Source organism: Enterobacter sp. MGH 37, from assembly GCF_000534515.1.
GTDB classification, from domain to species: domain Bacteria; phylum Pseudomonadota; class Gammaproteobacteria; order Enterobacterales; family Enterobacteriaceae; genus Enterobacter; species Enterobacter kobei.
Genome location: NZ_KI973205.1, coordinates 294,033 through 307,670, shown reverse-complemented (window position 1 = coordinate 307,670; position 13,638 = coordinate 294,033). Strand labels below are relative to the sequence as shown.

At 61.4% G+C, this 13,638-nt stretch carries 13 protein-coding genes and 1 pseudogene; 6 read left to right on the top strand and 8 right to left on the bottom strand.

Translation table 11 applies throughout. From position 1 onward, the window contains the following. Nucleotides 1-88 precede the first annotated feature (88 nt). A complete protein-coding gene (locus tag L383_RS22205) occupies nt 89-754 on the top strand; it encodes an SDR family NAD(P)-dependent oxidoreductase (protein WP_226882738.1) in 666 nt (221 codons plus the stop codon). 6 nt (nt 755-760) lie between these two features. Further along, nucleotides 761-889: pseudogene (locus L383_RS26505) on the top strand (transcriptional regulator); the annotation flags it as partial. Here the strand turns inward: L383_RS26505 and L383_RS22210 are convergent. The 7 genes from L383_RS22210 to entC form a co-directional block, all read right to left on the bottom strand. Further along, the gene (locus L383_RS22210) at nt 886-1,083 is read right to left on the bottom strand and encodes a YbdD/YjiX family protein (RefSeq protein WP_014169079.1); all 198 of its coding nucleotides are present in this window, start codon (nt 1,081-1,083) and stop codon (nt 886-888) included. The pseudogene L383_RS26505 and the gene L383_RS22210 overlap by 4 nt on opposite strands. A 59-nt stretch (nt 1,084-1,142) precedes the next feature. Further along, nucleotides 1,143-3,248 carry a pyruvate/proton symporter CstA gene (cstA, locus tag L383_RS22215; protein ID WP_023332362.1) on the bottom strand — a complete coding sequence of 702 codons (2,106 nt, stop codon included), beginning with the start codon at nt 3,246-3,248 and terminating at the stop codon, nt 1,143-1,145. A gap of 149 nt (nt 3,249-3,397) precedes the next feature. Beyond that, a complete protein-coding gene (entH, locus tag L383_RS22220) occupies nt 3,398-3,811 on the bottom strand; it encodes a proofreading thioesterase EntH (RefSeq protein ID WP_023332361.1) in 414 nt (137 codons plus the stop codon). Further along, nucleotides 3,812-4,567 carry a 2,3-dihydro-2,3-dihydroxybenzoate dehydrogenase EntA gene (entA, locus tag L383_RS22225; protein ID WP_023332360.1) on the bottom strand — a complete coding sequence of 252 codons (756 nt, stop codon included), beginning with the start codon at nt 4,565-4,567 and terminating at the stop codon, nt 3,812-3,814. Continuing rightward, nucleotides 4,567-5,421: an isochorismatase gene (locus L383_RS22230; RefSeq protein ID WP_014882952.1), complete on the bottom strand. Its 855-nt coding sequence runs from the start codon at nt 5,419-5,421 to the stop codon at nt 4,567-4,569. The genes entA and L383_RS22230 overlap by 1 nt, the downstream gene beginning before the upstream one ends. A 10-nt stretch (nt 5,422-5,431) precedes the next feature. Then, nucleotides 5,432-7,042: a (2,3-dihydroxybenzoyl)adenylate synthase EntE gene (gene entE, locus L383_RS22235; protein WP_023332359.1), complete on the bottom strand. Its 1,611-nt coding sequence runs from the start codon at nt 7,040-7,042 to the stop codon at nt 5,432-5,434. A 9-nt stretch (nt 7,043-7,051) separates the two neighbouring features. Continuing rightward, complete coding sequence (entC, locus tag L383_RS22240) at nt 7,052-8,227, bottom strand: isochorismate synthase EntC (protein WP_023332358.1); 1,176 nt, start codon at nt 8,225-8,227, stop codon at nt 7,052-7,054. A 187-nt stretch (nt 8,228-8,414) separates the two neighbouring features. Between entC and fepB the strand changes: the two genes are divergently transcribed. Continuing rightward, nucleotides 8,415-9,374 carry a Fe2+-enterobactin ABC transporter substrate-binding protein gene (gene fepB, locus L383_RS22245; RefSeq protein ID WP_023332357.1) on the top strand — a complete coding sequence of 320 codons (960 nt, stop codon included), beginning with the start codon at nt 8,415-8,417 and terminating at the stop codon, nt 9,372-9,374. Between the two features lie 81 nt (nt 9,375-9,455). Here the strand turns inward: fepB and entS are convergent, their stop codons facing one another. After that, a complete protein-coding gene (gene entS, locus L383_RS22250) occupies nt 9,456-10,691 on the bottom strand; it encodes an enterobactin transporter EntS (RefSeq protein WP_023332356.1) in 1,236 nt (411 codons plus the stop codon). A 108-nt stretch (nt 10,692-10,799) separates the two neighbouring features. Here entS and fepD point away from each other — a divergent pair, with 108 nt between their 5' ends. Genes fepD through fepC form a run of 3 tightly spaced genes read left to right on the top strand, consistent with a single transcriptional unit; the run spans nt 10,800 to nt 13,590 of the window. Then, entirely contained in the window at nt 10,800-11,804 is a 1,005-nt protein-coding gene (gene fepD, locus L383_RS22255; RefSeq protein WP_023332355.1) for a Fe(3+)-siderophore ABC transporter permease, read from the top strand. Then, the gene (fepG, locus tag L383_RS22260; protein ID WP_023332354.1) at nt 11,801-12,793 is read left to right on the top strand and encodes an iron-enterobactin ABC transporter permease; all 993 of its coding nucleotides are present in this window, start codon (nt 11,801-11,803) and stop codon (nt 12,791-12,793) included. The genes fepD and fepG overlap by 4 nt, the downstream gene beginning before the upstream one ends. Next, nucleotides 12,790-13,590 (top strand): iron-enterobactin ABC transporter ATP-binding protein, encoded by an 801-nt coding sequence (fepC, locus tag L383_RS22265; protein WP_023332353.1) that lies wholly within the window; start codon nt 12,790-12,792, stop codon nt 13,588-13,590. The genes fepG and fepC overlap by 4 nt, the downstream gene beginning before the upstream one ends. Nucleotides 13,591-13,638 lie beyond the last annotated feature (48 nt).

The window sequence follows — 13,638 nt, the reverse complement described above, 5'->3', positions numbered from 1 at the left end:
CGAGGTCATCATGCAGATCGATTTAACAGGTAAGAAAGCGCTGGTTACCGGCGCCAGCCGTGGGTTGGGCCGTGCGATAGCCCTGTAGCTGGCCCGCGCCGGTGCCGATGTGGTTATAACGTATGAAAAATCAGCCGATAAAGCCCAGGCGGTCGCCGATGAGATAAAAGCGCTTGGCCGATACGGTGAAGCCGTACAGGCTGACAGCGCCAGCGCGCAGGCGATTCAGGATGCCGTCACCCATGCGGCGCGCGCGCTCGGCGGGCTGGACATTCTGGTCAACAACGCCGGGATCGCGCGCGGTGGCCCGCTGGAGTCCATGACGCTGGCTGACATTGACGCCCTGCTCAACGTCAACATCCGCGGCGTGGTGATCGCCATTCAGGAAGCGCTGGTGCACATGTCTGACGGCGGGCGCATCATTAACATCGGCAGTTGCCTGGCAAACCGCGTGGCCATGCCCGGTATTGCCGTTTACTCCATGACCAAGTCGGCTCTCAACTCTCTTACCCGCGGCCTGGCGCGCGATCTCGGCCCGCGCGGCATCACCGTCAACCTGGTGCATCCCGGTCCGACCAACAGCGATATGAACCCGGAGGACGGTGAACAGGCGGAAGCCCAGCGCCAGATGATTGCGGTCGGCCATTACGGTCAGCCGGAAGACATCGCGGCGGCAGTCACTTTCCTTGCCAGCCCGGCCGCCGGGCAGATCTCCGGTACCGGTCTGGACGTGGACGGCGGTTTGAACGCCTGATCGCATATTTCTGCAAGCCTCTGTCGTCCGGCAGAGGCCTTTTCGAGCGCTCTCGACGGTTCACGTCAGGAGCTGGCGGCAATTTACGGCTGCAAGCAGGAGCAGATCAGCCTCTATTTACCAAAAGAGGGTTAACAGCACTTCGCCCCGCCCTTGCCGCCGTAGCGGGCGTCCTGGCGGTCGCGGAAAAAGGCTTCGTAGGTCATGGGCGTCTGGTCCGGGTGGTTGACGCGCATATGTTCAACGTAGTTGTCGTAGTCCGGCACACCAATCATCATTTTGGCGGCCTGGCCCAGGTACTTACCTGCTTTGGAGAGGGTGTCGAACATCGTTCTGGTCTCACAGAAAATGTAGGCCGGGTAAGCGCTAGCGCCACCCGGCACACTGGTTAATGCGCCCCTTTCGCCTGGGTGACAATCTCTTCCAGGTTTTCAGGCATTGGCTCATACGGTGTCTCTTTCGCCGTTGGCTTATCCACTTTCAATGCTGCCAGCGCGGTTTTAAGAGAATACAACGCCAGCACCACGACCACCACCATAAAGAAGATGGTCAGCCCGGCATCCAGACGGTTATTAAATACCAGCTGCGACAGCTGAGACTCGGTGTACTGCGCCGGGATCTTGCCGCTGTCGATCATCGCCTGGAACTTGTTGGCAATCGCCAGGAAGCCCACTTTGTTATCCGGGCTGAAGGCTTTCTGCCAGCCTGCCGTCAGGGTACAGATCAGCAGCCACGCGGTCGGCACCAGCGCCACCCACGCATAGCGCTGGCGCTTCATTTTGAACAGCACCACCGCGCAGAGCATCAGCGCCATGCCTGCCAGCATCTGGTTGGCAATACCGAACAGCGGCCAGAGCGTGTTAATGCCGCCGAGCGGATCCACCACGCCCTGATGCAGGAAGTAGCCCCACGCCAGCACGCACAGTGCCGTCGCCAGCAGGTTTGCCGGGAGCGAATCGGTACGCTTCAGGTTCGGGGAGATCACCCCCAGCAGATCCTGCAGCATAAAGCGCGCCGCACGCGTACCGGCATCCACCGCCGTCAGGATAAACAGCGCCTCGAACAGAATGGCGAAGTGATACCAGAACGACACGTCCATCAGCCCACCCAGCGCACCGTGGAGAATGTAGGCCATACCCACCGCCAGCGTTGGCGCACCACCCGCACGGGAGATAATTGACTGCTCGCCCACCTCATTAGCGATATGCGTCAACGTTTCAGGGGTAATCGCAAAGCCCCAGCCGCTGACCACCTGCGCAGCAGACGCCACGACGTCAACGGTCCCGGCCGGGGCCAGTACCGCCATCGGGCTGTTCATCGCGAAGTAGACGCCCGGGTCGATAATACAGGCGGAAACCAGCGCCATAATGGCGACGAAGGATTCCATCAGCATGCCGCCGTAGCCAATCAGGCAGGCCTGATTTTCATTCGCCAGCATCTTCGGCGTGGTCCCGGAGGCAATCAGCGCGTGGAAACCAGACACCGCACCGCAGGCGATGGTGATAAACAGGAACGGGAACAGGTTGCCGGTCCAGACCGGGCCGGTACCGTCGATGAACTTAGTCAGCGCAGGCATGGTCAGGGTCGGACGCATAATCAGAATGCCGATCGCCAGCCCGACGATGGTACCGATTTTCAGGAACGTAGAGAGGTAGTCACGCGGGGCCAACAGCAGCCACACCGGCAGCACCGCCGCCACAAAGCCATACCCCACCAGCATCCAGGTCAGCTGTATACCGGTAAAGTCGAAGAACGGCGCCCAGGTCGGGCTTTCCGCCACCCAGCCGCCGGAAATAATGGCGAACACCAGGAACACCAGGCCAATCACCGACACTTCACCAATGCGTCCCGGGCGCAGGTAGCGAATATAAATTCCCATAAACAGCGCCAGCGGTATGGTGAACGCGACGGTGTATGTCCCCCACGGGCTGTGGGTCAGCGCTTTCACCACAATCATCGCCAGCACCGCGAGGATGATCACCATGATCATAAAGGTCGCCACCAGGGCAATCACCCCGGCGGTTGCCCCCATCTCCTCTTTCACCAGCTCGCCCAGCGAACGGCCGTCGCGGCGGGTGGAGACGAACAGCACCATAAAGTCCTGCACCGCGCCCGCCAGCACCACGCCCGCGAGGATCCAGATCATCCCGGGCAGGTAGCCCATCTGGGCCGCCAGCACCGGCCCCACCAGTGGGCCCGCCCCGGCAATCGCCGCAAAATGGTGACCGAACAGCACTTTTTTGTCGGTCGGGACGTAGTCCAGACCGTCATTATGACGTACGGCAGGCGTCATGCGCGTCGCATCAACGCCCAGGACGGTTTTCGCGATATAGCGGCCATAAAAACGATACGCGATCAGATAAATGCAGACGGAGGCGACAACGATCCAGAGCGCATTGATCTGTTCCCCCCGGTTGAGGGCGATATAGCCCAGGGCAAAAGCTCCCACAACGGAGAGCCCTGCCCATGTAAGGTATTTCCCTGAGTTGTTCATCGTGGTTATCCGTTGTTGTGAAACAGTGAGATGTTACATTTTGTTTCTAGAACAACGGCAAATATTTAACAACTCTGAAACGCAATAATGTGTGGTCAAACCAGAGATTTACACCACAGTGTTAAGCCGATCACTTTCAGCTAAATGACTTACCCCAACACCATCGTACTCAACCTGCAGGTACAGCATCGTCGTCCCTGCTCGTCGAAAACCACGATTTCCCAGCTCTGGTTGGTTCTCCCCAGATGCAGCGGCTGGCACACCCCACGCACCTTCCCCTGCGCCACGGCACGGTGGTGTGTGGCGTTCAGTTCGGTGCCCACGACGCTTTGCCCGTCACGGGTCATCAGAAATCCGGCCATCGACCCCAGCGTTTCCGCCAGCGCGGCTGAGGCGCCGCCGTGCAGCAGGCCAAACGGCTGATGGGTACGCCCATCCACCGGCATCTCGGCCTCGAGCGTGTCGTCGCCGAGGCGGGTATAGACGATGCCCAGATGCGCCACCAGGGTGTTCATGCTGGTCGCGTTCAGCTCGTCGAGCGATAAATGACGTTTCCAGATCATTTACGCCCCCAGCGTGGAGCCGCCGTCCACCACGATATCCTGCAGAGTGATATGGCTGGCGGCATCGGAGGCAAGGAACAGCACGGTACTGGCAATCTCCTGCGGACGGGCGATTTTGCCAAGCGGAATACCAAGCTTGAACTGCTCGCCAAAACCGCGAATGCGCTGCTGCTCCTCATCGTCGTTTGTCCAAAGGGTGCGCTGCATATCGGTGTCCGTTGACCCCGGCGACACCAGGTTACAGCGTACGCCGCTGCCCGCCAGCTCCAGGCCGACGGTCAGGGCGAGGCTTTTCAGTGCCGCTTTCGAGGCGCCGTAGGCGCTCATCCCGATACGCGGCGTATGTGCCGCGTCAGAGGCGACGGTGACGATCGCCCCGCCCTGCTGACGGCGAAACTGGCCCATCGTCTGCTGGAACAGGTTGAACGCGCCGCCAACGTTAACCGCGAAGGTCTGCTGCCAGTCCTCCTGCGAGAGCTGGTCCGTCGCCCCCATACGCAGAATACCCGCCGCGTTGACCAGCACGTCCAGGCGTTCAAGCGAAGCCAGCACGCGGCCACACACGTCACTCACCTGCGCGGCATTTGCTACGTCCAGCGTTTCAGTCGCGAAGGGGTAGTCGTCCTGCGGGAAGGCCAGATCGAACCCGGTCACCTGCGCGCCCGCGTCAACAAACGCCAGCGCCGTCGCGTAGCCAATCCCCTTCCCCGCGCCCGTCACCCAGACGGTTTTGCCGCTGAAATCAAATCCCGACATCACTTCACCTCGCGGGAGAGCAGCGCCCACCAGGCGTCGAGGGTAGGATTTTTGGCCAGCATCACGAAGTCGATATCGCCATGCACTTTGCGCCAGCGGGCGGCCAGCGCCATCATGCGCACCGAGTCCAGACCATAGTCGATCAGGTTTTCGTCATCCATCGGCTCATCGGACTCGTCCAGCAGCGGCAGGATCAGCGCGCGCAGCGCCGTTTTCGATGCCGGAATGGACGGCAGCAGCTCGTCGGTCATCACCACGCGGCCTGAACGCCCGGCAACGTAGTTGAGGGACATCAGGTGCTCGTCGCGGGTGAAATCCGCCAGCGCGTCGGCGATAAAGAACGGCTTGATGTCGCGCATAAAGGCATCGGTCGCGGTGGTCATACAGCCGATGTGGGCGTACACGCCGGTAATCAGCAACTGGTTGCGGCCGGTCTCTTTCAGCATCTGCTCCAGCGGCGAACGATGGAACGCGCTATAGCGCCACTTCACCAGCACGGTGTCCGCTTCGTCCGGCGTCAGTTCGGCCACAATACGCTGCTGGTCCGGCGAGCGGGTCAGGCCCGGCCCCCACATGTCGTTCAGCAGGGCGCGGTCCTCATCGCTCTGCTCTTTTGGCTGCGCGGTGTAGTACACCGGAATATTGTGCGCTTTGCAGTACGCGCGAAGTCTGGCGATATTCGCCACCACCTGTTGCATCATGGCGCTGTTTTCGCCCCAGAAATTCAGGAAATACTCCTGCATGTCGTGGATCAGCAGCGCGGCACGTTCTGGCTCGAACGCCCAGTTCACTTTATTGGCTGGCAGTTCTGCAGCGGTCGGCAGCGCGTAAGCGGTTAATTTTGGAATGGCCATACTCTGTTCCTCAGCCCTGTGCCCGTTCAGCCAGCCACAGGCGCAACTGTTTCTTATCGACTTTGCCGACCGGCGTCAGCGGGAGCGCATCCACGCTCTCCACGCGGTCCGGCAGTTTAAACTCGGCAACGCCCTCCTCGCGAAGGAAGCGGCGCACCTCGACCGCGCGCAGGGGCTTTTTCACCACCAGATACGCGCAGCTCTTTTCGCCCAGCAGGCTGTCCTCCATGCTCACCAGCGCGGCGTGGATCACCGACTCATGGCGCAGCAGCAGGTTTTCGATCTCTTCCGCGGCGATCTTCTCTCCGCCGCGGTTGATCTGATCTTTCTCGCGCCCCTGCACGGTGATGTAACCCTGCTCGTCGATGGCGATCAGATCGCCGGAGCAGTAAAAACCCTCAGCGTCGAAAGCGCTGGCGTTGTGTTCCGGGCTGTTAAAATAGCCGCGGAAGGTGTACGGCCCGCGCGTCATCAGACGCCCGACTTCCCCGCGCGGCAGCGGATTGCCGTGTTCATCTGCCACCCACACTTCGTCGTCCGGACACATCGGGCGGCCCTGGGTATTGATGATGCGTTCCGGGGCGTCGTCGAGCGCGGTGTAGTTCACCAGCCCTTCAGCCATGCCAAATACCTGCTGAAGCTGACAGCCGATTTCCGCCGGAATGCGCGCGGCAAGCGTGGCGGAAAGGCGCGCACCGCCCACCTGCAGGAGCTTGAGAGATTTAAGCTGTGCGTTCCCCGCGCCGTCGGCAATCGCCTGCAACCACAGGCTGACCGCCGGTGGCACCAGCGAGGTGACGTTGATCTGATGTTGCTCAATTAACGGGAAGCAGAGCGTGGCGCTCGGGTCGCTTGCTAACACCACGCAGCCACCCGCCGTGAAAACGCCTAACGATCCCGGCGAACTCATGGCGTAGTTGTGCGCCGCGGGCAGCGCGTTCAGATAACGGGTCTTCGCGGTAATGCCGCAAATCTCGTTGCTGCGGCGGATGCTGTAGTCGTAATCGTTGTGCGTGCGCGGGATCAGTTTCGGCGTGCCGGTGCTCCCCCCGGAAAGCTGGAAGAACGCCACCTCATCGGCGGGCGTCGGGTTCGGGATGAAATGGTCCGCCGGGCGGGCAATCGCCGCGTCCAGGGCGTGTTCGCCCTTATCGCCGCGCAGGAGCACGACGCGTACCGACCGATGCGCATCCACGAAGGTGTTGAGGAAATCATCGCCCGCGAACAACGCGTGATCGCGATCGGCAATCAGCACGGCGGGTTTGATCTGCATAGCGTAGGCGTTCAGTTCGCTGCGCTGATGGCTAAAGAGCGCGTTGACCGGCGCGACGCCGATTTGCAGCAGCGCAAAGAAGGTCATGTAGAACTCGGCCACGTTGCCGAGCTGTACCAGTGCGGTCTCGCCACGGTGCAGCCCCTGCGCCTGAAGTGCGGACGCGAGGTTGTTCACCGCCTGATTAAAGCGACGATAGGTGATGCGCCGATCGCCGTCGATAATCGCCACGGCATCGCTGTCCGCATGGTCCGTCAGGATGTGGGTCAGCGGCAGATCCTGCCAGTAGCCTTTTTCTCGGTAGCGACGGGCAAAATCCTCCGGCCAGCGGGTAAAGGGAATGGTCATCAGTCTTCCTTAGTGCAAACCAAACACGTTGAGCATGGTGGAAAGCTTCACACCGGTTTCACGCCATTCGCCCACCGGAGAGGAGGCAGGCACAATGCCCGCGCCGGCAAACAGGCGAACGGTATTGTTATGCAGCCGCGCGCAGCGGATGGTCACCACCCACTCGCCGTTCCCTTCGCTGTCGCACCAGCCGACGATGCCGCCGAACAGCTCGCGATCAAACGGTTCCAGCTCGGCAATCAGCGCTTTCGCCGCCTGATGCGGGAAGCCGCTCAGGGCAGGCGTCGGGTGCAGCAGGCAGGCCAGCGTCAGGGCGTTCTCGTTTTCACGCGCCTCGCCCTCCACCGGCGTTGCCAGGTGCCACAGCGTTGGCGTGGTAATGAGCTGCGGAGAAGACGGCATGGTCAGGTGATGGCTGCGCGGTTCCAGAATCGCTTTCATCGCCTGGGTGACCAGGTCGTGCTCGTGGCGATCTTTTTCGGACGCCAGCAGCTTATTACCCGCCTCGCGATCCAGTACATCGTCCGGCTGACGACGCGCGGAGCCTGCCAGCGGCAGCGAGCTAAAGTGCGCGCCCTCTTTGCGCAGCAGCAGTTCCGGGCTGGCGCCGAGCAGCACGCCCCCGTCCTCCAGCGGTACGTGGAAGTTAAAACTGGCCGGATTCTGGGCGATAAGGCGCTCCATCAGGGCACCGCTGTCCAGCTTTTTGTCAGCCGCGATATCAATCAGGCGCGACAACACCACCTTGTTCACCCGCGGGGTGGCGGTGAGCAACGCTGCACGCGCGACCATCTCTTCAAACACGGACTGCGCAGGGATCTCGGTGCGTTGTTGCACCTTCAGCGCCTGTGAACCGGAGAAATAACGTGCGGATTGCTGACGCGCAGGACGGGAAAAGGTCTGCCAGCGTTGCGGAATAAACAGCGACGACGGCTTGCGGGTATCAAAGGGAATGGCCCCCACCATCACCGGATGGGCAATGCCGCTGGCTTTCGCATTCCGGAAAGCCTGGGCTAATTTTTGCTGGAAGTGACCTGCCGGATCGTCGCCGCCGACGGCGGGTTCACTGAAGCGGGCAAAACAGCCGGAGGTGGTAAAATTGCGGTAAGGCGACATAAAGAAAAAGCTGTCTGATGGCAGCGTGGTCGCGGTGTGCTGAACTTCCTCAGCCAGGGACGTGTCCATATCATCCTCCACAAACGATAAAAGAAGCAATAATGATTATCATTTATATTTTCGTCGGCTAACCTAATCCCACAGCGTCCCGCTGTCAACCGCCGGACAAATAACTTGTTCGACAAACGCTTGCATCCCTCCCCGGCAACCATGAAAATGAGAAGCATTATCTTCAATAAAAACAGGATGCCGCTCTGTGAAACTCCTTGCCATATGCCGCAATGCCCTTCTTCTGACAGGATTTTTTGTTTTAGGACTAACCTCAGCGGTCGCCGCCGACTGGCCGCGTCAGGTCACCGACAGCCGTGGCGTTCATACCCTTGAGCACAAACCGACGCGGATTGTCTCCACCAGCGTGACCCTGACCGGCTCCCTGCTGGCAATTGATGCGCCGGTTATCGCCAGCGGTGCGACCACGCCGAATAACCGCGTCGCGGATGCGCAGGGTTTCCTGCGCCAGTGGGGAGACATTGCGAAACAGCGTAAGGTTGCGCGGCTGTATATTGGTGAACCCAGCGCAGAGGCGGTAGCCGCCCAAATGCCGGATCTGATTTTGATCAGCGCCACCGGCGGGGATTCGGCGCTGGCGCTGTACGATCAGCTCTCGGCCATCGCGCCCACGCTTATCATCAACTACGACGACAAAAGCTGGCAGGAACTGCTGACGCAGCTGGGCACGATGACCGGACACGAAAAGCAGGCCACCGAGCGCATTGCCGCATTTGATGAACAGCTCGCCCAGGTGAAGCAGCAGATGACGCTGCCGCCGCAGCCAGTGAACGCCATCGTCTATACCGCCGCCGCACACACGGCGAACCTGTGGACCACGGAATCGGCCCAGGGCAAGCTTCTGCACCAGCTGGGCTTTAAGCTGGCGGACCTGCCTGCCGGGTTGCATACCTCGAAAAGCCAGGGGAAACGCCACGACATTATTCAGCTGGGCGGGGAAAACCTGGCGACGGGGCTAAACGGCGAAGGGCTGTTTGTCTTTGCCGGCGACCAGAAAGACGTGGATGCGATCTACGCCAACCCGCTGCTGGCGCACCTGCCAGCTGTGCAGAACAAGCGCGTCTGGGCGCTGGGAACGGAGACGTTCCGCCTGGATTATTACAGCGCGATGTTGGTGTTACAGCGTTTAGAGTCAATTTTCAGGTAATAACTGCGCCCGGTGGCGCTTCGCTTACCGGGCCTACGGGTGCAAAATGTAGGCCCGGTAAGCGAAGCGCCACCCGGCAAATCACACCGGAGCACTCTCCTGCCTGAACCGACGCAACTCCACCAAAACCGCCAATAAAATCACGCCAACAACGGCTAACACTAACCCGCTGCTGCTCGCCGAGGCCACCGGGCTCATGACGGCTCCCAGTCCGCCAAGGATCGCCGCACCGATCGCATCCCCCGTCACGTTCTGCGCGGTCCACAAACCGTTAATGCGCCCGAGCATCCCCTCCGGCGTCTGGGTCTGGATCAGGGTGTACTGTAAAAGCGAGCTGATGGCGCTCAGCCAGCCAAAGATCGTCAGACACATCACCCCGAGCGCCCACACCGGCATCAGGCTGAAGAAGCCAATGGCAACAAACGAGGCCAGCGTAGCAAGCAGCATAATCAGCCCCGGACGCCCGCTCTGCGCCAGATGACCGCTGGTCAACGCGCCGCACGCCGCGCCGAGCGGAATGGCGGCGTAGAGAATACCGATTTCCGAGGCGCTCATCTGCCACTCGCCCGCCAGCGCCGGGTACAACACGCGCACCGCGCTCGCCATGGTCAGCAGGCCACCGAGCAGCGCAATGCCGCCAATCAGCGGGTTGCTGAACAGAAAACGAATGGCCGCCATCAGGGACTTCAGCGGATGCTCACGCGGCTGCGGCGGAGGTGGCAGCAACGGCAGGCGCAGCAGCGTCAACGTGGTAATGAAGGTTCCCGCCGCCGCCAGCCCGTAGTTCCACGCCACGTTGCCGGTGGCCAGCAGCAGGCCACCCACCATCGGCGAAATCACCGAGCCGAGGCGCACGGTGAGCATGGTGATCGCCCCCGCCTGCATCAGATTCTCGCGCCCCACCAGCGCAGGCGTCGCCGCCAGCAGCGCCGTCACGCCTAGCGAGGCAAAAAAACCGTCCCACAGCCCCAGGGCGTAAATTGCCATCAGCGACGGCTCCGGCAGCAAAGCGTTAATACACAGCCCGATAAAGCCCACGCCACAGGTGCCGCGCGCCAGCAGGATCAGTTTTTTACGCTCGTAGCGGTCCGCCAGCACGCCGCCGACCATCAGGCCGATAAACATTGCGCTGCCGGTTAACGTAACCGATAACCCCACCAGCCAGCTGGAGTGCGTCATGGCCTGGATCTGGACCGGCACCGCCACGCCGAGAAGCCCGAGGGACAAAATGGAGATAAAGCGCGCGATAAAAACGGCGCGATACGCCGGGTGCGTTTTGAGCAGGCTGAGGTTGAGCAGCCAGGATTTTTGATTCATGACAAAGCCTTGAGTCTATTTCTACCCATTCCATGGGCGCACATGCTAACATAGCCAAATAAGATAGATAACGATAATCACTATCATTATCAAATCATGGATGTTGCTATGTCGTTTTCCTCTTCTGCGGTGCGCGCCATTGCCGTGCCCGTATTATTGCTGCTGTTGATCCTTGCGATTGCACTCAGTCTGCTGGTTGGCGCGAAGTCCCTGCCCGCATCCGTTATTGTCGATGCGCTCTCCGGAAGCTGCCAGAGCGCCGACTGCGTTATCGTGCTAGACGCTCGTCTGCCCCGAACCCTCGCCGGACTGCTGGCCGGTGGTGCCCTCGGTCTTGCCGGGGCCCTGATGCAAACCCTCACCCGTAACCCGCTGGCGGACCCCGGCATTCTCGGCGTGAACTCTGGCGCCAGCTTTGCCATCGTGCTCGGCGCGTCGCTGTTCGGATTGACGTCACCTTCTGAGCAACTGGTGATGGCCTTTTGCGGCGCGCTGGCCGCCTCGCTGGTGGTCGCGTTTACCGGCAGCCAGGGCGGCGGACAGCTAAGCCCGGTACGCCTGACGCTGGCTGGCGTAGCGCTCGCAGCGGTGCTGGAAGGCTTATCCAACGGCATCGCCCTGCTCAACCCGGACGTCTACGACCAGCTGCGCTTCTGGCAGGCCGGCTCGCTGGATATCCGTACTCTCGACACGCTGAAAGTGGTGGCGCTCCCGGTCATTATCGCCGCCGCCGTGGCGCTGTTGTTAAGCCGGGCGCTCAACAGCCTCAGTCTTGGCAGCGACACCGCGACCTCACTCGGCAACCGCGTGGCGCGCACGCAGCTGGTTGGCCTGCTCGCCATCACCGTCCTGTGCGGCTGCGCGACCGCCGTGGTCGGCCCGATTGCCTTTATCGGCCTGATGATGCCGCACATGGCGCGCTGGCTGGTGGGGGCCGATCACCGCTGGTCATTGCCGGTCACCTTGCTTGCCACCCCGGCCCTGCTATTGTTTGCCGATGTGCTCGGCCGTCTACTGGTGCCAGGCGAACTGCGCGTTTCGGTGGTCAGCGCCTTTATCGGCGCGCCGGTGCTGATCGTCCTGGTACGACGCAGACGCGGAGGTGGCGCATGAGGGTTCTGTCCCGTCGTTTAATAACCAGCGTATCTCTGCTGGTTATCGCCACGGTTCTGCTGGCGGTCTGGAGCCTGCAAAGCGGTGCGGTCACGCTCGATTTCGTGCAGGTCTTCCACGCCCTCACGGGCAGCGCCCCGCGCAATATCACCCTGGTGGTCACCGAATGGCGACTGCCGCGGGTGGCGATGGCGATTCTGGTGGGCGCAGCGCTCGGGGTCAGCGGCGCGATTTTCCAGTCGCTGATGCGCAACCCGCTCGGCAGCCCGGACGTAATGGGCCTGAATACCGGAGCCTGGAGTGGCGTACTGGTGGCGATGGTGCTGTTCGGCCAGCACCTGACGGCCATCACCTTTACGGCGATGGCGGGCGGTATTCTGACGTCGCTGGTTATCTGGCTCCTTGCCTGGCGCAACGGCATCGATACCTTCCGCCTGATCATCATCGGTATTGGCGTGCGCGCCATGCTGATGGCCTTTAACACCTGGCTGTTACTGCAGGCCTCGCTGGACACCGCGATCTCCGCCGGGCTGTGGTATGCCGGTTCACTCAACGGCCTGACGTGGGGCAAAACCTGGCCCGCCGCACCGTTGATTTTGCTGATGTTTATCGGCGCGCTGCTGCTGGTGCGCCGCATGCGGCTGCTGGAGATGGGCGACGACAGCGCCTGCGCGCTGGGCGTGAGCGTTGAGCGCTCGCGCCTGATGCTGATGCTGGTGGCCGTATTACTGACCGCCGCCTCCACCGCCATCGCCGGGCCGATATCCTTTATTGCGCTTGTCGCCCCGCACATCGCCCGGCGTCTTAGCGGCACCGCGCGCTGGGGATTAACCCAGGCGGCGCTGTGCGGATCGCTGTTACTGCTGGCCGCCGATCTCTGCGCCCAGCGGCTGTTTATGCCTTATCAACTGCCGGTGGGCGTGGTAACCGTCAGCCTCGGCGGGATTTACCTCATCGTCTTGCTCGTTCAGGAGTCACGCAAGAAATGACAGACACAACAACCCGCTTGCGCGGCGAAAACCTTACCCTTGGCTACGGCAAAAAAATCATTGCCCGTGATTTAACCGTCGCTATTCCGGACGGCCACTTCACGGCGATTATCGGCCCGAACGGCTGCGGCAAATCAACCTTGCTGCGCACGCTGAGCCGCCTGATGACCCCGGTTGAGGGCAGCGTGTTTCTGGACGGAGAGCAGATCCAGCGCTTCGCCAGCAAAGAGGTGGCCAGGCGCATCGGGCTGCTGGCGCAAAACGCCACCACGCCGGGGGACATCACGGTGCAGGAACTGGTCTCGCGCGGGCGCTATCCGCACCAGCCGCTGTTTACCCGCTGGCGTAAAGAGGACGATGAAGCGGTAAACCGCGCGATGCAGGCGACGGGGATTACCGCTCTCGCCCAACAAAGCGTCGATACCCTTTCCGGGGGCCAGCGCCAGCGCGCGTGGATTGCGATGGTGTTAGCGCAGGAAACCTCCATCATGCTGCTGGACGAGCCAACAACGTGGCTGGATATCAGCCATCAAATTGACCTGCTGGAGCTGCTGAGCGAGCTGAACCGCACCCAAGGATTTACGCTGGCGGCGGTGCTCCATGATTTGAACCAGGCGTGCCGCTACGCGACGCATCTGATTGCCTTGCGCGACGGTGAAATTGTGGCGCAGGGCGCGCCGAAGGAGATTGTGACGCCGGATCTGATCGCGCAGATCTACGGTATGCGCTGCATGATTATTGACGATCCGGTGGCGGGAACGCCGCTGGTGGTGCCGCTTGGAAAACGTGCGGTTTGATGCCCTCACCCCAGCCCTCTCCCACAGGGAGAGGGAGCAAACCCAACA

Coding starts and splice junctions, on each gene's coding strand:
- L383_RS22210 (WP_014169079.1), bottom strand. CDS start 1,083: ATGTTCGACACCCTCTCCAAAGCAGGTAAGTACCTGGGCCAGGCCGCC.
- cstA (WP_023332362.1), bottom strand. CDS start 3,248: ATGAACAACTCAGGGAAATACCTTACATGGGCAGGGCTCTCCGTTGTG.
- entH (WP_023332361.1), bottom strand. CDS start 3,811: ATGATCTGGAAACGTCATTTATCGCTCGACGAGCTGAACGCGACCAGC.
- entA (WP_023332360.1), bottom strand. CDS start 4,567: ATGTCGGGATTTGATTTCAGCGGCAAAACCGTCTGGGTGACGGGCGCG.
- L383_RS22230 (WP_014882952.1), bottom strand. CDS start 5,421: ATGGCCATTCCAAAATTAACCGCTTACGCGCTGCCGACCGCTGCAGAA.
- entE (WP_023332359.1), bottom strand. CDS start 7,042: ATGACCATTCCCTTTACCCGCTGGCCGGAGGATTTTGCCCGTCGCTAC.
- entC (WP_023332358.1), bottom strand. CDS start 8,227: ATGGACACGTCCCTGGCTGAGGAAGTTCAGCACACCGCGACCACGCTG.
- entS (WP_023332356.1), bottom strand. CDS start 10,691: ATGAATCAAAAATCCTGGCTGCTCAACCTCAGCCTGCTCAAAACGCAC.
- fepD (WP_023332355.1), top strand. CDS start 10,800: ATGTCGTTTTCCTCTTCTGCGGTGCGCGCCATTGCCGTGCCCGTATTA.
- fepG (WP_023332354.1), top strand. CDS start 11,801: ATGAGGGTTCTGTCCCGTCGTTTAATAACCAGCGTATCTCTGCTGGTT.
- fepC (WP_023332353.1), top strand. CDS start 12,790: ATGACAGACACAACAACCCGCTTGCGCGGCGAAAACCTTACCCTTGGC.